The organism is Dysgonomonas sp. (genome assembly GCF_035323175.1).
GTDB lineage: Bacteria > Bacteroidota > Bacteroidia > Bacteroidales > Dysgonomonadaceae > Dysgonomonas.
The window spans coordinates 151,435-169,445 of record NZ_DAOKYH010000001.1; the positions used below are offsets into that span (position 1 = coordinate 151,435).

Sequence of the window (18,011 nt, forward strand, 5' to 3'; positions counted from 1 at the left end):
TTTAATTATTCACTAATCGTTTTAATATATCCTTTCTTAAAATCCATATTGAAGCTCCTACAAAAGATAGAAATAAAACTCCAAATAATATTATTTTTTTTTGTGGCTTCGATGCGTATAACGGTTCTATAGAAGGTTGTATAATTGTAAATACAGGTGTTGTGTTTTGTACTTTGATTTTAGCCATTTGTAATTGTTGTGCTGTTTGATTATATACAGAGTATGCAAGTGTTACCTCATTTTGCAGTCTCTCTTGTGTAGTCCTATATCTTGCAGAAACTACATTCATATTACCATCAATAAACGAAGCAAGAGTCGACTGTGCTTTATTATAATTTTCCTTAGCTTCTTGATTAAGTTTTTCTGCAAAAAGTAAATCCTCTCTGGCTTTTTGTGTCCGATACTGTATAATGTAAGATTGAAGATATGAAGTGAGAGTATCTGCTATGAACGCTGATACCTTTGGGCTTTGCATGGTGACATCTATACTTATGGTACTTGTCTTTTTGTCAGAGCTAACTGTTAATTTATTTCTTAATGATTCTATTACTGCTGTTTCTTCCTTCGATAGTACTCTTGGAGATTTTTCTTTGCTTTCACTTGTTTGTTCAGCTGAAGTAACTAATCTTTTTAGATAAAAAGGAATATTCAATATATATCCCCACCATGCCTCCTTTTCGTAGTCTTTTATATAGGTATAGAGGTTAGTCTCTATCTTATTATCACTGTCGCTTATCGGAATTTCAAATAAACCTTTAAGAAATGATGTTGAGCTAAATATCGTGGGATATAAACTCGGTGAAGCTAAAGCATCTTCACCTGAATTATTGTTAAGATTAACTCCTGCTAATGCAGCTAAAGAACTTATTGTTCCAGTATTTCGAGACTGTGAATCCGGGGTTAATATTACCGTCGTTGTATATTCCTTAGGTATACTAAAGGCAACTACCAATCCGAAAATAAAACCTATACCGACAACTTTTAGTATAAACTTTTTCTTTAGCCAGATTTTGTTTACCAATGCCAATAAGTCTATCTCTTTTTCCTCTGATATATTATCTTGTCTTTTTAGTCCTTCCATTTTACTTGCTCAAATTATTTATTAATAAAGCAACGACAGAAGCCATAGAAGTAACACTGGTACCTAGGCTTAATATCTGAGCTAATGACATTTTATCTTTCTGTTCCTTAGATGGAATAACAATATTACATCCGGGTTGGATTGCATCTCTATTTGAACCCTTTACCTTTGCAACAGTTCCATTCATATATACGATGTATGCTCTTTTCTTTTCTGCCAAATCACTGTATCCTCCAGCTTGATTAATGTAATAAGATACTTTCTGTCCTTTCTTGTATAGAACAGTATTTGGGTACATAACGGAGCCATTTATTCTTACTGTATTATCATATTCCGGTACAATAAGTTGATCTCCCTCACGAAGAACAAGGTCATATTCTGATTTTGGATTTGCAATGGCTTTGTCCAATTCTATACCTACTGAGTAATAAGGATTAATGTTTAATAAATCTGTAGAAATAGAGTCTTTCAGTCCCTTAGATAGGGCTTGCATAGCTTTTCTTTCTTCAGTCATTTCCATTATTGTTTTTTCTCTTAACAATCGTGCTCCGGCAGAAAATGCGTGGGGGGTTAAATTGCCAGCTCTTTTTACAATATCCGAAAGCCTTTCAGTTTTTTCCTTCAAAGCATATTTGCCCGGAAATAGAACTTCGCCCGCAATTTCTATATTTCTTTGTTCGATATATCCCGGACTACGTCTTACATAAACTTGATCGTATGGATTCAATGCAAAATCGGGTGGACCATCTACTACTAATCCATTCTTTATATTAAATGTATAAATATCAGCTATCACATTTGGGCTCTCAATACTTAAAGGGTCAACGATCCTTCTCGAAACATCCACTTTTGCTAAAGAGGCTGACTTTAGAAGCCCTCCTGCTTTGATGATTAAATCTTCGATACTTGTTCCTTCTGCATAGTCGTATTCACCGGGAACCTGTACATCTCCATAAATGGTGAAGCTGCCTAATTCAACTAATACGCTATCTGAAGCTACGAGAAGCATATCATTCTTCTTCAGATTGATATCAGCGGTACGACCTTCAAGAAGATTTTTCAGGTTGATAGGAACTGTTTCACGAGTTAAGTCAGCTCTTTCCCTTGTGAGTATCGCTCTGTTGAGGAATGCATTTTCTTTAATGCCTCCGGCTTTTTCGATTAGATTCTTTATTGTTTTTATCTGTTCGCCCACTTCATAGTAACCGGGTCTGAATACAGCACCTTTTATTTCAACTCTATTGTCAAACTGATTTAATCCCGCACTGACAAAGATACTATCTTTATCGTCCAATATGAAGTTCTCAAAATCTTTTGAACTAACAGTATATGCCTTATCGTATTTCCCTGTCTTTCTGGTAATATCTATTTTTTCTTTGTATGCATCACCCGTAAAACCTCCCGAATATTTGATTAGGTCTGAAAGGGTTTCGGTTACTGTCATCTCATAAAACATAGGACGTTTTATTTTTCCTACTATCTCTACAAGAGAGATATATGGAGGAACCATAATAATATCTCCGTCCATCAAACGGGTTTCGCCACTTGCATTCCCATTCAATAGGTACTGATAGATATCTATTGTTTTTATGAGCTTACCTTTACGATACAGTTGAATAGAACGTAAAGAACCGATGTCATTTATCCCTCCTGCATTGTATAAAGCATGAAATACAGATGAGAGAGAAGATAAGGCATATGTACCCGGTACGGCCACCTCTCCTAATATGTTTATTTGGATAGTACGTATTTGGCCTAAAGTAAGTTTTATTTGGGAAGACCCTCCTTCATTACCGATGCCTGAATAAACACTCGAAAACTTTTGTTGTATATAAGAGTTTGCTTCTCTTATTGTCATTCCGTTTAAGTAAACAGGGCCAAGCCTGTCTACCACAATACTCCCCTCCGGAGAAATTGTTTGTTGTAGTGATGCTTGAGATGCCCCCCAGATATCAATTACTATTTCATCACCGGGTCCTAATTTATAATCTTCGGGCGTCGGGATATTCATATTAGGTAGAAATGAAAGATTCTTTTGGTTGAATATATTTTTACCGAAAATTACAGGTTTGTTATCTTCTAAAAAGCCATATTCTCGTTGGTATTCCAACAGTCTGGCTATGGAGTCATTTCTAAGAGCATACGTTTCACTCGTTACGTCTTTTCTGAGTGTTGGTCTGCTTGTAGGGGTGTTTATATTGCTGGTATTCTGATTTTGCTGATTTACCTGACTTTTTATCCTTAATAGCTGGTCTTGAGTTGCTCCCCGCTTCAAAAGTTCGGTAGCAATCATTTGTTGGGAAGTTCCTTTGGCTGCCTCTGTTTTAACATATTCTATGACCTGTGAGTCGGACATCTGGGCAAACAACAGGTTTCCTGAAATTAATGAAATAAAAAAATAAAGAATAACTCTTTTCATATATTTAAAATATTAAAGGCTTAAAGCAATGACTCTAGATTTTCTATGTTAATTTGTCTTGAAGGTTTATATTTTAGTACACAATTCAATAATCTATAAATATTCTTTTGCAACAACCATCAGCGTATATTTAGGTGCCTGTCAGATGGTTCTGGGGTGATCTATTTTGATATTGTGTCTTGATCATACAATATTTGTTATTTTTAACGTTACAAATGTAGCTAATTTTTAAGTTAAAACAATTTTAGATAATTATATATTGGTATCCGGAGTCGGTTTTAATACAATCAAGATTGAGGCTACTTTTGATTTCCAAATAACTCTTCTTCAACGATACAGCAAATAATATGAGCTATTAGTATATGTGATTCCTGTATCCTTGGAGTTTCCTCCGACGGAACTTTTATACAAATATTACATAGCTCAGAAGCTTTGCCTCCCGATTTACCCGTCAAAACTATAGATTTTATGCCTTTTTCTTTACATGCATGTAGTGCCCTGACAATGTTTTCGGAGTTGCCGGATGTTGTAAGACCGATAAAAATGTCGCCTTCTGCACCCTGAGCATGCACTTGTCTCTCAAAAAGCCTGTCGAATCCGTAGTCGTTTCCTATTGCTGTTATAATAGATGTATCAGTTGATAATGCTATGGAAGGGATTCCGGGCCTATCGAAATAAAATCGGCTAACAAACTCCCCGGCTATATGTTGTGCATCCGCAGCACTTCCTCCATTTCCTGCAATCAGTGTTTTTTTTCCTCTTTTGTAAGCATTCACTGTTGCTGTAACAGCATCTTTGATACTTACCATGATAGCAGGATTGGATAGTATAGATTCCTTTACAGAGATAGACTTTCGGATGTGCTCTGTAATAATTTGTTCAAGTTCCATATTCTGTTTTAGCTAATTAGTCCCAAAAGTAACTTTTTTTTTAACAATTTTCACGGTTAATTGTTAGTAACTTTTTAAATAAAAGAGAACATCATCTTTTTCATTTCTACAACTTATAATTATCTTTGCCTCTATGGAAAACAAAGTCTTTACATATTTAGAATTTGCCTTGCCAATCCATAACTGTGTGATTATACCGGAGTTGGGTGGGTTTATTGTCAATCAGGAGGAACCATTGCATCATATTGATGCTAATGTGTGCGTACCCGGATATATGATAACTTTCAACCCTGATCTGAAGCATGATGATGGTGTAATCGTCTCTTATTATATAAGAGACGGGAAAATGACATATAATGCTGCATTGCAAAAAATAAAAGATTTTGTCAAAGGGTTAAAACAAGACCTTTCTACTCAAAAGCCTGTATCTTGTGGAAGATTGGGTAGCTTATACATGAATAAGGAAGGTAAACTTTTGTTCGAGGCTAATCCATCTTTTGTGTTTCCATCTCTTTATGGTCTTACCGCTGTAGGGTTAAGTAATCTGTCGGATATAAATAGACGGGAGTCTGCTTCGAGAAAAAACTTTCCGGTTAAATATACGCTCGGAAGTGTTGCCGCTGCCTTGGTTGCAATGTTTTTATTCACTGTACCATCAGCAAATGTAAGTAATAATATAGGTTTGCAAGGTGCCATACCTCAACAGTCAGGCTTTATCTCTTCTCTTGCAGAACAAGTAAAACCATTGTTGGAAGCTGATTCTGTTAAAGTTCTAGAAACCAAGGTGGAGAGCAAAGAGCCTGAAGCTCAGCCTCAATCTTTACGTACATACTATATCATTGTAGGGGGAGAGGATACGCAATCTAGAGCAGAACGTTTGTTGGATAAGATTAAGAAGAGTGGTCTTCAGAGTGTAAATATCTTAGAGGCAGGAGGTCGTTTCCGTATCTATGTCGCTTCATTCTCAGAGAAGCCTGAAGCCGAAGGCTTTTTGGACACATTCCGTAAAGAGAATCCAAAATACGAAACAGCTTGGTTGTATTCCAAAAGGAACTAATTAGTAGAGCGATATATAGCAAAAAAAGAGGAAAGATTATCTTTCCTCTTTTTTGATTTATAAAATGTCTTGCTTATTCTTTTTCTCCGTATGCCAAATCTCCGGCATCACCTAATCCGGGAACTATATATGCCGATTCGTTCAGTTCTGGATCGATAGCCGCAGCCCATATTGTAGTCTTTTCCTGAGGGAAGTTTTTTGCACAATAGTCAATAGCTTGCTTGCTTGCTATTATAGTTGCTATATGTACATGGCTTGGCTCACCTTTTGTCAATAGGGCCTGATACGATAAATCCATACTGCCACCTGTAGCTAACATCGGGTCGGTGAGAATCAAAACCTTATTCTCTATTTGTGGAGAAGCGATGTATTCGATGTGGATATGAAAACTTTGATGGTTTTCTCTGTATTTCCTGTAGGCAGAAACAAAAGCATTCTCCGCTTTGTCGAAGCATTCTAGAAATCCATGATGAAAAACAAGTCCTGCACGAAGTATTGTAGCGATAACGATAGGGTCGGTAGGCACATTTGTGATCGATGTACCCAGAGGTGTTTGAGTTTCGAGCGGCGCGTAATTCAGTGTTTTACTGATCTCATAAGCCATTGTTTCTCCTATGCGTTCAACATTTCGTCTGAAACGCATGCTATCCTTTTGGATGTTTACATCGCGCAACTCGCTGACAAAACGATTGAGGATAGTGTTTTGCTCTGAAAGATTTATAATTCTCATCTTGATTTTTGACTTTAAAGGTATAAGTTTTCTTTCACATTTCTATTTGTCTTACCAAGGAATTTATTCATTCCATATTTTCCATGCCGCAACGGCTTGCAGCTCGAGCATTTGGGCTCCGTTTTTTATGCTAGCCTTATTCTCTTTGCCCAGCCTCAGAAACTTTGTTTCAGCCGGATTATACACCAGATCGAACAGCAGGTGTCTGTCTGTGAGTAGGGTGTATGGGATGTCGGGGGCATTGTCTACGTCCGGAAAAGTGCCCAGTGGCGATGTGTTGACGATGACGCTATATTCCTTCATTACGTGTGAGTCGATATCGCTGTATGACAATTGTCCTTCACTCGGAGTTCTCGATACATATATCCACTCTATGCTTAGTGCATCTAACGCTCCTTTTACCGCTTTGGATGCACCGCCTGTTCCTAATATCAATGCTTTTTTATGGATAGCCGTATTGATAAGGGGCCTGATAGACTCCTGAAATCCGATAATGTCGGAGTTGTATCCGATCAATCTTATTGCATTGTTTTTGTCTCGGATTACTTTTACCACATTTACAGCCCCGATACTTTCAGCCCCTTTGTCGAGCCCATCGAGGTATGGTATTATTTTTTCTTTGTATGGGATTGTTACATTCAGACCTTTAAGGTTTGGATAGTTGCGGATAATATCAGTAAATTGAGAGATATCTTCAATCTCAAAATTGAGGTACTCTGCATCAATTCCCTCCTTTTCGAATTTCTCGGTAAAGAATTTCTTGGAAAATGAGTGTTTCAGAGGGTATCCGATTAGTCCATACGTGTCCATAATGCTAATTTTTTCTCTATACTGCAAAAAAATAGGATAACTCCAATTTGGTGTTACCCTATTTTTAAATCATTTACCTATTACTTAGAAGCTTCAGGTTTGTAGCGGCTATTCAACAGGGTTATCACCTTCTGTGTAATATCATAACCATCTTTGGCTAACAGAACATTATCCAAACCTGTATTGCTAAATATCATTTGGTAGTTGGCTGTTTTGTTCATCTCCTTCAATATCAGGCGAACAGAATCGGCCATCTGTGTATTTACTTTTTGCTGTTCTCTCAGATAATCTTCTTGCAATTTTTGAGCCATTGCATGCAAGTCGCTTTCCAATTTTTGGATACGTGCAGCTTCTTGTTGTGCTCTTTCTTGACTTAAGAATGCATTGTTTTGAACTTTTCTCTGAAATTCTGCGCCTTCGGCTTCTAGTTGTCTTTGCTTTTGGGTAAGAGTAGCATTTGAACTATTGTACTTTTTCATCAACGCATCATTCGCATCTTTAGCATAATTGTAGTTTATCAAAAGTGAATCTACATTTACATAAGCTATAGGAAGCATGCCGGTAGAGTCTCCTTTTGTGAATGTGAGAGATGAGTCTTCAGTTCCTGTGTTTCCCTTATTAGATGTGAAAAATAAAATGAAAAGGACGATTATTGCAACAGCAAAAACGCCATTAATAATGTAAGAGATATTTTTCATTTATAAAAACATTTAGTTAATCTTATCCTGTAGCAAAAAACAAGGCGCAATTATGCCTGTGTTTTTTAACGACTTGGCAAAGATATATCTTTATGTTAAAACAACATCAATTTTAAACCTTTAAAAGTTGTAAAAAAATTGCATTTTAAGGTATATCTCTTTAATTTTATATGTTATTATGAAAGTGTAAGCAATAATTAAAATATTAATATGACAATTAAAGATTTAAAACCGAGTGGTATATGGAATTATTTCCACGAAATAACTCAAATTCCGAGACCTTCTAAAAAAGAAGAAAAAATAATCGCCTACCTATTAGAATTCGCAAAAAAACATAACCTGCAAGCCAAAAAAGACGATGCAGGCAACGTTTTGATAACAAAACCGGCAACCAAGGGTAAAGAAAATCTTCCGACCGTAATACTTCAAGGGCATGTGGATATGGTGTGCGAGAAAAATAGCGGAACCAAGCACGATTTTGACAACGACCCGATAGAAACCTATATAGATGGAGATTGGCTCAAAGCCAAAGGAACAACTCTGGGTGCTGATAATGGTATGGGGGTTGCTGCTGCTTTGACTATCTTGGCTTCGGATACAATAGAGCATGGCAAGCTCGAATGTTTGTTTACCGTAGACGAAGAAACAGGTTTGACAGGGGCGTATGCTTTAGGAAAAGATTTCCTCACCGGAGACGTGCTTATCAATCTGGATACAGAAGAAGAAGGTGAAATATATATAGGATGTGCCGGAGGGAAGATTACCACTGTTACATTTACATATAAGAAAGAAGAAGTGCCTGCCAACTATTTTTGGTTCAAAGTACAAGTGAATGGATTGAACGGAGGACACTCCGGAGCAGAAATCCATAAAGGGTTGGGTAATGCCAATAAGATATTGAACCGCTACTTGTGGGAGCTCAATAAAAAACAAGATTTGGTGCTTGCTGAGATCGACGGAGGAAATCTTCACAATGCTATTGCCCGCGAGGCTTACGCTATTGCCGGAGTACCATACAGCAAGAAGGAAGATGTAATCGTAGAATTGAATACACTGGTTCCGCAAATTGAGGGCGAACTGAAGGTTGTAGACCCGAATGTAAAAATGACGGTGTCTTCGACTGATACACCTGCTTTTGTGATCGATAAGGAAACAACCGGCAATTTGCTGAATGCAATTTATGCTTGTCCTCATGGCGTATTGGCGATGAGTCATGAAATACCCGATTTGGTAGAAACTTCTACAAATCTGGCTTCTATAAAAATGAAGGAGGGTAATACAATTGTGATAACAACAAGCCAAAGAAGCTCTACCAACTCGTTGAAAGATGATGCGGGTAATATTGTAAATGCTGTATTTACATTGGCTAAAGCTGAGGTTGTGCATTCGGCAGGATATCCCGGATGGAAGCCAAATCCGGATTCTAAAGTATTAGCAGTAGCTAAGAAGGCATACGAAAGTCTGTATGGTAAAGAACCTGAAATAATGGCTATACATGCCGGATTGGAATGTGGTCTGTTCTTAGAAAAATATCCGCATTTGGATATGATTTCATGTGGTCCGACAATTCGTAACGCGCACTCTCCCGAAGAACAGATAGAAATTCCTTCTGTTGCCAAATGGTGGCCTTTCTTATTGGAAGTGTTGAAGAATATTCCGGCTAAATAATAGCGGAAAGCCGGTTTTAAGAATACGAGTATGGGTGTGTGTAAAAAGTGACTTTGATTGTAAAGATTTACTTTTGACACACGCTCTTATCTTTTTTTCTCTTTTTTTAAGTAGTCAAGTAACAAATCCAGTTGTATATTGTTTTTATTACTTACGTATTAATTAAATCAATTGAATTATGGATAAAATGAAAATAGATATATGGTCAGATATAGCTTGTCCGCATTGCTATATTGGAAAACGTAGACTCGAAAAAGCTTTGGAGCAATTTCCGCATCGTAAGAATGTAGAACTTGTGTGGCACAGTTATGAGCTAGATCCTAGCTTACCGAAGAAAGCCGGAACACAATCCATTTACAGCTATTTTGCCAAGAAGTTTGCTATGTCCGAAGATGAGGCTCGCCGTACGCAGGCCAAAGTGGCGCAGATGGCTAAGAGTGTAGGTTTGGACTATGACTTCGACAATCTCGTTGTAGTTAGTACATCCGATGCTCTGAGATTGGTGAAACTGGCAAAGGAGTCTGGTTTGGGAACTGAGGCCGAAGAAGTTTTGTTTGATGCTTATTTTGTCAAAGGTCAGAATATAAGCGACCCTGCTGTGTTGGTGCAGTTAGGTACAAGCATCGGTCTGCAAGAATCTGAAATCTTCGCTATACTCGATAGTGATAAATATCTTTCGGATATAAAGAAGGATATAGAATACAGCGAGGATGAGCTTGGATTGGAATATATTCCTTTCTATTTGTTTAATAATAAGCAAGTGGTGCAAGGCTCTATCCCTGTGGAAGACTATCTCAAAGTGCTGAATGAGGCTTATGCCGATTGGGAAGGCAGCGGAGTTTCGTCCGAAAAAGGAGAAGTCATAAGTGGGCAATCGTGCTCGATAGACGGAGTATGCAGCTTATAGAGGTCTGATATATAAAAGAGGCTGTCTTATAGTTTTTACTGTTTTTTGTCATATTGGATATCTTGAACATCTTGAATTGGATATCGGGAGAGGAAAGTGAAGATAATGACAAAGAAGCACTGATGAGAAAAACTATAAGACAGCCTCTTTTCTTGTGATACTAAGACTTTTTGTATAATATTGTCATCGGATAATACTAATTGTTTAACGCACAAATTTTTATATCTATAATTATCTAGTAGAAGAGGCTTAGTTGCCGAATGTAAAAGGTGACAGATAAAAACAATAGAAAAAGTGTTACTTTTGTTACTTTTTAACAATCAGTGAAATTAAAGTTGTTGTATAACAGTCGAATACGAAATAATCAAAAAGTAACACCAAACTTAATAACTGTAACAAATGAAATATAGAGTAGTAGAGCTAGCCAAGATTAATATCTTTTCTTCATTTATGAAGTCCATCGGGGCTTTTGTCGTGCTAGTCTTGTTTCTTATGTTATTTAATAGTTGTCAGGAGGGTAATGACTTTTCGGATAGCGAAGAACTCTCGCTCTCATTCTCTAATGATACAATTCGTTTCGATACCGTTTTTACAACCTTGGGCTCGGCTACAAAACAGTTTAAGATATATAACAGAAACAATAACTCTCTAACCATACAATCCATCGAATTGGTGAACGCTTCAAAAAGCGGTTTCCGTATGAACATCGACGGCGAAAAAGGAACCAAGCTCACCAATGTGGATATACTGAAAAAAGACAGTTTGTACGGATTTATTGAGGTAACGGTAGATCCCACCAATACAAAGAACCCTGTACTGATAAAAGATTCGATTCGTCTTGTTGTGAACGGCAACATACAATATGTGCAGTTGGAGGCCGTAGGACAGGATGTATATATCTGGAAAGACAAGGTGGTGACAACCGACTCGTTGATAACAGGTGATAAACCACTGCTTATATACAATTCGCTTACCATAAATAAAGGTGTGACTCTGGATGTACAAAAAGGAACAACTTTCTTCTTGCGGAACAATGCTTCTGTAGATATATATGGTAGTATCATAGCGCAAGGAACGGTTCAAGAACCAATTGTTTTCAGGGGAAGCCGCTTTGATAATATAGACGGAAATATACCATACGATAATACTCCCGGACAATGGAGCGGGATAACTTTCCATGCCGAGAGTTATGACAATGTCCTCAATAATGTAATTGTAAAAAATGCAGTGCGGGGAGTAACATTTTCGGCGGCAGATACCCAATACAAGAAAGCTGAATTTGCAAACACAATTGTACAGAATACATCAGAGTATGGCTTGTTGGCGACAAACTGTTATATAAACTTTCAGAATTGCTTGTTTGCCAATTCAAAAGGTGCGGCTGTTTCGTTGATCGGCGGGAAATATAGTTTCTTACATTGCACGCTGGCTAATTATTATAGATGGTCGATGCGTCAAAAGGAGTGTCTGGCTATCGGGAATGTGTATGAGGGAAAGGCTTATGATTTGGATAAATGCGATTTTATCAACTCTATTGTATCCGGCTCAGCTTCGGGTGAACTGCTGCTAAGTGATGTTAGTACAGTTGGATACAACTATAGATTTCAGAACTGCCTGATTAAAGCGACTGAACAAAAGAATGAGCACTTTGTAAATACTGTGTGGAACGCAGATCCATTGTTTGTAAATATAAACAATAATAAGGATTACTCTTATAATTTCGAACTGCAAGCCACATCACCTGCTATCGGTAAGGCAGACAGATCTTACTCGTTGCTACTACCTTATGATCTAAAAGGACGTTCGAGACTTGCGGATACCGATCCTGATATTGGCTGTTATGAGTGGGGTGAGTAAAAGGCTATTGCTCTTGGTTCTTTTGTGTGCCTTCGTCTTCTTTTTGAGGGCGCAGGAAAAGTTTCGGGTCATGTTCTACAACGTTGAAAACCTGTATGACACAAAAGATAATCCGGCTACAAACGATGATGAATTCACTCCCGGCGGACAGTTGCATTGGACTAATTATCGCTATTGGCAGAAGTTGCATAACATAAGCAAAGCCATATCTTCGGTAGGGGAGGGATATCCTCCGGCGATAGTGGGGCTGTGCGAAGTGGAGAACGACTCTGTTCTTTATCATCTTACAAAGCGAACTGCATTACAGAAACATAAATATGAATATGTGATCACTCGGTCGAAAGACCTGAGAGGCTCAAATGTTGCCCTTCTTTATCAACGTGATCAGATAAAGATACTGAGCCGGAAATCATATACGCCCGATTTGGGAGACTCGGTACGCTCTACAAGAGATATATTGCATGTTACGGGCAAGGTAGTTAATGGCACATTGTTAGATGTTTTTGTTTGTCACTTCCCATCACGTCGTGAAGGTATCCGCAAGACCAGACCGCACCGTATAAAGTGCGCCCAACTGTTGAAACATAAAGTAGACAGTGTCTTGCACCTTCGTAAAGGGGCTAACGTTATCATTATGGGAGACTTTAACGACTACCCGAATGATATAAGTATGTCCGAAGTGCTCGGAGGAAAAAGGATCGAATCCGATATCTCAACTAAAGGTTTGTATAACCTTCTTTACGACAGGATTGACAAAAAGGGAGCAGGCTCTTACAAGTATAAGGGTAAATGGGGTTTTATTGATCAAATAGTTGTCAATGGAAACCTGTTAGAAAAAGGAGGAAAGGTATTTGTAAAAGATAAAACCGTACACGTTTTTTCGGCTGAATTCTTGTTAGAGGCAGACAATAAAAAGTATGGTGGACAAAAACCGTTCAGGACCTATTCAGGCTTCAAATATCTTGGTGGATACAGTGATCATTTACCTATTTATATGGATCTGCTTATCAGTCCCTGATTTATTTGTCGTCCAAGGCTTGACTTACGTTGCCGAACACCGCGGCAAGCAGTACTCTTACCTGTTTTAGCCCTTCCTCGTCTATTCCGTCGAGTGCGGCTTCCATGGTGGTGTAAACAGCTTTTCCGGCTTTTTCCTTGATCGACTTACCTAAATCGGTGAGATAGATAAGGTTGGATCGGCGATCGCTAACCGAAGCATTGCGATACACCAGATTTTGTTTTGTAAGATTATCTAGCAGGCGTGTCATACTAGGCTTATCCTTGAATGTTGAATTACATAACGTCTGTTGTGTAACCCCGTCTTCGCGCCACAGAAAAGCAAGGACAGTCCATTGTTCGGGAGTGATATCCAGTCCTTCTTTTTTGAAGTTCCTGTACATCATCCTGTTTATGGCCATCGATACTTTACCGTTAATAATGGGAAATATCAGGTCCAAATCCTGATCTAAGTTCAATGTTTCCTCGGTCTTCATGCATGTTCTTTTTCTGATTTTCATCACAAAAATAAGATAAGAAGTTGGTAAGTACAACAATTTTTGACAGTTTAGCATTTGTTGTTTTGATAAAAAAGCCTATCTTTGCACCTCATTTGTAAAAATGTATGTTTAATTTATAATTAATTAATTTATGAACAATTACGAAACCGTTTTCATTTTAACTCCCGTTTTGTCTGATGTTCAGATGAAGGAAGCGGTAGAAAAATTCAAGACTCTTTTGGTCAATGAAGGGGCCAAAATAGTAAGTGAAGAAAACTGGGGACTTCGCAAATTGGCTTATCCAATTCAGAAGAAATCAACCGGTTTTTATGCGATGTTAGAGTTCGAAGCTGATCCGTCTGTTATCGCTAAACTTGAAATTAACTTCCGTCGCGACGAGCGTGTGATCCGTTTCTTGACTTTCCGTCAAGACAAGTTCTCTCACGAGTACGCATTGAAGAGAAGAAGTTTAAAATCATCTAAAAAAGAAGAAGTAAAGGAGAATTAAGCTATGGCACAACAATCAGAAATCAGATATTTGACTCCGCCTTCAGTTGATGTGAAGAAAAAGAAATATTGCCGTTTCAAAAAGAATGGTATTAAATACATCGACTACAAAGACCCTGAGTTTTTAAAGAAATTCCTTAACGAACAAGGAAAAATTCTTCCTCGTCGTATTACAGGTACATCATTGAAATTCCAACGTCGTGTTGCACAAGCTGTAAAGAGAGCTCGCCATTTGGCTTTGCTTCCTTACGTAACAGACTTAATGAAATAAATAAGGAGGAGTAAGAAATGCAAGTTATATTAAAAGAAGACATCCTTAACTTAGGATATAAAGATGAAGTCGTAACTGTAAAAGACGGTTATGGACGTAACTACCTTATTCCCCAAGGTAAAGCTGTGATAGCATCAGAGTCTGCAAAGAAAGTATTAGCTGAAAACCTAAGACAACGCGCTCACAAACTTGAGAAAATCAAACAAGATGCTCAGGATTTGGCTGCTAAGTTGGAAGGAATTTCACTTACTATTGGTGCAAAAACAAGTTCTACAGGTACTATCTTTGGTTCTGTAACTAATATTCAAATAGCAGAAGCTCTTGAAAAATTAGGCTACAATGTAGATAGAAAAATTATTCTTATCAAAGAAGCTGTGAAAGAAGTAGGTAGCTACAAGGCTATCGCTAAACTTCACAAAGAAGTTTCTGTAGAAATACCTTTCGAAGTAGTTTCTGAATAATTATCGAAATTATATATAGCAGAGAGGCGGTTATTAAAAATAATCGCCTCTTTCGTTTTGTCTTTCATCCCGGGTCTAAGAAAACCTTTTCTTACTATTCATTATATTTCCTGTCATCAGCTTAACTTCGTCGGAAGCGTGTTTGATGTAACCGTCAAACATCATAACCATACTTTTATCACTGAATACTTTCCTTATCACTGGAATGCAAATAAACATAGGCATGTAATATAATTTATTTACTTTCTCTTTTTTAGGGTCGAATCCCACTTGTGAGCAAATATGAAACCCCTCTCTGGTGGCGAGTACGGCTTCTTTGATCGAGTTTTTTTTAGATAAGAAATCTTTCATCGACCCTCCGGCGTTGATCATACCTTGAGAAAAACCGGCTATGAAGGCATAGTGTGGGGTGAGCCATGTTTTTATTTGTTCCGATATGAATGGTTTCATGTTGGCTTTCTCCATAGCAGAAGCTATTCGTTCTATCCTGTCGCTGACTTTGCCATCGGCTTCGCCTAGCATTGTTTTCGAATATTTTGAGCCTGATATGATAGAATTTATGTTGTTTGAGTCTTTCCCTCCTCCCGCCATAAAAGGGAAGCCAAAGAAATATTGGGATGGAGATAAATACTTATTTATCATTTCAAAGTCGGAGATCCAAAGATTCTGAAAGAAAAGAATATGGGCTTCTCCTGCCGATTCTTTTAATACCGAGAGTATTTCTTCGAGGTGGTTGCACCCTGTAGAGACAATGATGTAATTGAAGTTGTGGCCAGACGAGAGACGGTCTATAATTGGGGGTCTGAAAATAATATTTTTGACTTGTATCTCTTTTGATCGAAAGTCTTTGCAATGGATCGTAATACCATTTTTCTCTATGGTTTGTTTTTTCTCCGGTTTCACTAAAACGGTGATATCATATCCTGCTTCGGAGAGTTGCCACGCATAAGTGCAGCCAATGACCCCTGCGCCGTAAATAAGTATTTTCATAATATATTAGTTTATTGTTTTACATCTACAAAAAGAGTGTTGAAAAGAGATTTATACTCTGAATAAGGCTCGCTATTTGTTAGAAATTCTGTAGGAGTGTAGTTAGAGAATGTTTTGATTTCTTTGATCAAGTGCGATTTATCGTAGAAACCATGTTCGAATGCTAATTCGCTGAGGCTAATTGTAGGATTGAGTATCATTTGTCTTAGGGTAAATGAGTAACGGACGATTCGTATATATTCTTTTGGATTTAGTCCAACATGTGACTTGAAAAGTCGTTTAAACTGCTTATAGCCTAAGCAGGTGTTGTTTGCTAGTTTATAAATATCTCTTTCTCCTTCGTTGATAGCCTGTATAGTCTGGCAAAAACGATCGAGATGGTTATTGTTTATATTTGATAGCTTCTTTAGTAAATAGTTTTCTATCGATTGAACACAAGAGCAGGTGTCGGTGCAATCCATCAAGCGATTTTTTAATTCTATCAAGCTTCTATCATTAAAATTTTCTATAGGGATGTTTGTCCCATACAAATCATCTACCTGTATATTAAAGAATGCCTTTGCTCCTGCGGGCTGAAAAATTATCATGATAAGATCAAGCGTATTGCTGAGTGATAAACTTACAGGAGTCATGGTTTGTCCGAAAATATATGCCTTCGGTAAAGAGGTATTGTCTATGTTGGATAATACTTGCCCTTCTCTGTTAAATACCAATCCTGTACAACCTGAGGGTATTACCCGCTGACAACTTTGCTCAATCCCACTTGCCAATATAAACCAATATTGTTTTATATACGGAGCCAGCAGGATTGATGGTGATATGGCAATAAATTTTTCCATCCTATATTGTTTATAAGACAAATATATGTGTAATTATTTTTGTTAGTGGTGTAAAAAATGGACTTTCAGTCTTAAATATATCTACTTTGTTTTTTAATACCATCAGATTATCATCGTATTTAGAAACATTATATTTATAGGTGTACTATATTATGGTTTCTGTGATATAGAAGAATTCTATATTGTATAATTTGAGCCTAAAGTATTGATTTATAGTTGTAATACATATCTATGAATATTATAATAGCATGTTGTTTATGATGTTATTTATAAAAATTGTAACTTAGCAAGGATTTGAAAATTAACTTTTCAGGCATTTGCTTGTTTAATTATATAAAATAACAAACGATAATATAAGAATAAGATGAAAATTGGATTCGTTGGATTAGGTAAGATGGGCGGTAAAATGGTAGAACGCCTTTTGAATCATGGACATGAAGTCGTAGTTTATAACCTTACTCAGAAAGAAGTTGATGAGGCAGCCTCTAAGGGTGCTCTTCCGGCTACAAGCATAAAGGATTTAGTAAATAAACTGGAAGGACGCAAGCTTGTGTGGCTGATGGTTCCGGCAGGAAAACCTGTGGATGAAAACATTGCAGAACTATTGACGCTACTTAGCCCGAATGATATAATCGTAGACGGAGGAAACAGCTACTGGAGAGAAACTGTAGAGAGAGGAAAGAAAATTAAAGAAAAAGGAGTTCATTACCTCGACTGTGGGACCAGTGGCGGTGTATGGGGATTGCAGAATGGCTACTGTCTAATGTATGGCGGAGACAAAGAGGCTTGTGATTTTGCAGAGCCTATATTTAAAAGTTTAGCTCCCGAAAACGGATATATGCGTTGTGGAGAAAGTGGTGCAGGCCACATGGTGAAAATGGTGCATAATGGCATCGAATACGGAATGATGCAGGCTTATGCCGAAGGCTTTGAGATAATGAAGAACTCACCATACGGGGTAGACTTGGAAAAAGTATCACGTGTGTGGATGGAAGGTTCAGTCGTTCGTTCATGGTTGCTCGAGCTGATCGGTAATGCATTGGAAGGTAACGAAAATCTTGAAGGAATCAAGGATTATGTAGCCGATAGTGGTGAAGGTCGCTGGACAGTACAAACAGCAATGGACTTTGATGTTCCTGCTCATGTTATTACAGCTTCGCTTTTCACTCGTTTCGAGTCACGACAAGAAACTTCGTATGCAATGAAACTTCTTGCTGCCATGCGTAATCAGTTTGGTGGTCACGAAATCAAAAAAGACTAAGCCCCGCAGTATCTCCGAGGAAATATTGAAAAGAATATAACGAAATGCTAACTTAAAAACTTCCCTTTT

At 37.6% G+C, this 18,011-nt stretch carries 18 protein-coding genes; 9 read left to right on the forward strand and 9 right to left on the reverse strand.

All coding sequences use genetic code 11. The annotated features are described in order from the left end of the window. Position 1: 1 nt before the first annotated feature. The 3 genes from PKC55_RS00650 to PKC55_RS00660 form a co-directional block, all read right to left on the reverse strand. On the reverse strand, positions 2-1,081 hold the full coding sequence (locus PKC55_RS00650) for a Wzz/FepE/Etk N-terminal domain-containing protein (protein WP_291130563.1): 1,080 nt from the start codon (positions 1,079-1,081) through the stop codon (positions 2-4). A gap of 1 nt (position 1,082) precedes the next feature. Continuing rightward, positions 1,083-3,500, reverse strand: coding sequence for an SLBB domain-containing protein (locus tag PKC55_RS00655; protein WP_324371415.1), 2,418 nt, complete (start codon positions 3,498-3,500; stop codon positions 1,083-1,085). A gap of 299 nt (positions 3,501-3,799) precedes the next feature. Further along, positions 3,800-4,390: a D-sedoheptulose-7-phosphate isomerase gene (locus tag PKC55_RS00660; RefSeq protein WP_291126545.1), complete on the reverse strand. Its 591-nt coding sequence runs from the start codon at positions 4,388-4,390 to the stop codon at positions 3,800-3,802. A gap of 133 nt (positions 4,391-4,523) precedes the next feature. Here PKC55_RS00660 and PKC55_RS00665 point away from each other — a divergent pair, with 133 nt between their 5' ends. Beyond that, positions 4,524-5,447: an HU domain-containing protein gene (locus PKC55_RS00665; RefSeq protein WP_291126547.1), complete on the forward strand. Its 924-nt coding sequence runs from the start codon at positions 4,524-4,526 to the stop codon at positions 5,445-5,447. Positions 5,448-5,520: 73 nt separating this feature from the next. Here PKC55_RS00665 and upp read toward each other — a convergent pair whose 3' ends face one another. The 3 genes from upp to PKC55_RS00680 form a co-directional block, all read right to left on the reverse strand. Further along, entirely contained in the window at positions 5,521-6,177 is a 657-nt protein-coding gene (gene upp / locus PKC55_RS00670; protein WP_291126549.1) for a uracil phosphoribosyltransferase, read from the reverse strand. 63 nt (positions 6,178-6,240) lie between these two features. Beyond that, complete coding sequence (locus tag PKC55_RS00675; protein WP_291126551.1) at positions 6,241-6,987, reverse strand: shikimate dehydrogenase family protein; 747 nt, start codon at positions 6,985-6,987, stop codon at positions 6,241-6,243. 80 nt (positions 6,988-7,067) lie between these two features. Beyond that, a complete protein-coding gene (locus tag PKC55_RS00680) occupies positions 7,068-7,685 on the reverse strand; it encodes an OmpH/Skp family outer membrane protein (RefSeq protein WP_135104808.1) in 618 nt (205 codons plus the stop codon). 210 nt (positions 7,686-7,895) lie between these two features. Between PKC55_RS00680 and PKC55_RS00685 the strand changes: the two genes are divergently transcribed. The 4 genes from PKC55_RS00685 to PKC55_RS00700 all read left to right on the forward strand — a co-directional run bounded on the left by PKC55_RS00685 (position 7,896) and on the right by PKC55_RS00700 (position 13,135). Beyond that, on the forward strand, positions 7,896-9,353 hold the full coding sequence (locus PKC55_RS00685; RefSeq protein WP_291028737.1) for an aminoacyl-histidine dipeptidase: 1,458 nt from the start codon (positions 7,896-7,898) through the stop codon (positions 9,351-9,353). A gap of 178 nt (positions 9,354-9,531) precedes the next feature. Next, complete coding sequence (locus PKC55_RS00690) at positions 9,532-10,260, forward strand: DsbA family oxidoreductase (protein ID WP_324371422.1); 729 nt, start codon at positions 9,532-9,534, stop codon at positions 10,258-10,260. A gap of 399 nt (positions 10,261-10,659) precedes the next feature. Beyond that, a complete protein-coding gene (locus tag PKC55_RS00695; protein ID WP_291126555.1) occupies positions 10,660-12,117 on the forward strand; it encodes a choice-of-anchor Q domain-containing protein in 1,458 nt (485 codons plus the stop codon). A gap of 70 nt (positions 12,118-12,187) precedes the next feature. Then, positions 12,188-13,135 carry an endonuclease/exonuclease/phosphatase family protein gene (locus PKC55_RS00700; RefSeq protein ID WP_291126557.1) on the forward strand — a complete coding sequence of 316 codons (948 nt, stop codon included), beginning with the start codon at positions 12,188-12,190 and terminating at the stop codon, positions 13,133-13,135. A gap of 1 nt (position 13,136) precedes the next feature. Here the strand turns inward: PKC55_RS00700 and PKC55_RS00705 are convergent, their stop codons facing one another. Further along, positions 13,137-13,610: a MarR family winged helix-turn-helix transcriptional regulator gene (locus PKC55_RS00705; RefSeq protein ID WP_135104813.1), complete on the reverse strand. Its 474-nt coding sequence runs from the start codon at positions 13,608-13,610 to the stop codon at positions 13,137-13,139. A gap of 154 nt (positions 13,611-13,764) precedes the next feature. Here PKC55_RS00705 and rpsF point away from each other — a divergent pair, with 154 nt between their 5' ends. The 3 genes from rpsF to rplI are packed head-to-tail and all read left to right on the forward strand — an operon-like array spanning position 13,765 to position 14,852. Continuing rightward, positions 13,765-14,121 carry a 30S ribosomal protein S6 gene (gene rpsF, locus PKC55_RS00710; RefSeq protein ID WP_006843294.1) on the forward strand — a complete coding sequence of 119 codons (357 nt, stop codon included), beginning with the start codon at positions 13,765-13,767 and terminating at the stop codon, positions 14,119-14,121. Between the two features lie 3 nt (positions 14,122-14,124). Continuing rightward, positions 14,125-14,391, forward strand: a complete 267-nt coding sequence (gene rpsR, locus PKC55_RS00715; RefSeq protein ID WP_006798740.1) for a 30S ribosomal protein S18 — start codon at positions 14,125-14,127, stop codon at positions 14,389-14,391. Between the two features lie 17 nt (positions 14,392-14,408). Continuing rightward, positions 14,409-14,852, forward strand: a complete 444-nt coding sequence (gene rplI / locus PKC55_RS00720; RefSeq protein WP_135104814.1) for a 50S ribosomal protein L9 — start codon at positions 14,409-14,411, stop codon at positions 14,850-14,852. Positions 14,853-14,927: 75 nt separating this feature from the next. Here rplI and PKC55_RS00725 read toward each other — a convergent pair whose 3' ends face one another. Both PKC55_RS00725 and PKC55_RS00730 read right to left on the reverse strand, forming a co-directional pair. Continuing rightward, positions 14,928-15,842 (reverse strand): ketopantoate reductase family protein, encoded by a 915-nt coding sequence (locus PKC55_RS00725; RefSeq protein WP_291126559.1) that lies wholly within the window; start codon positions 15,840-15,842, stop codon positions 14,928-14,930. 11 nt (positions 15,843-15,853) lie between these two features. Beyond that, positions 15,854-16,681: an AraC family transcriptional regulator gene (locus PKC55_RS00730; RefSeq protein ID WP_291126561.1), complete on the reverse strand. Its 828-nt coding sequence runs from the start codon at positions 16,679-16,681 to the stop codon at positions 15,854-15,856. 364 nt (positions 16,682-17,045) lie between these two features. On the opposite strand from PKC55_RS00730, the gene gnd reads away from it, so the two are divergent. Continuing rightward, positions 17,046-17,942: a phosphogluconate dehydrogenase (NAD(+)-dependent, decarboxylating) gene (gene gnd / locus PKC55_RS00735; protein ID WP_291126563.1), complete on the forward strand. Its 897-nt coding sequence runs from the start codon at positions 17,046-17,048 to the stop codon at positions 17,940-17,942. Positions 17,943-18,011: the final 69 nt, after the last annotated feature.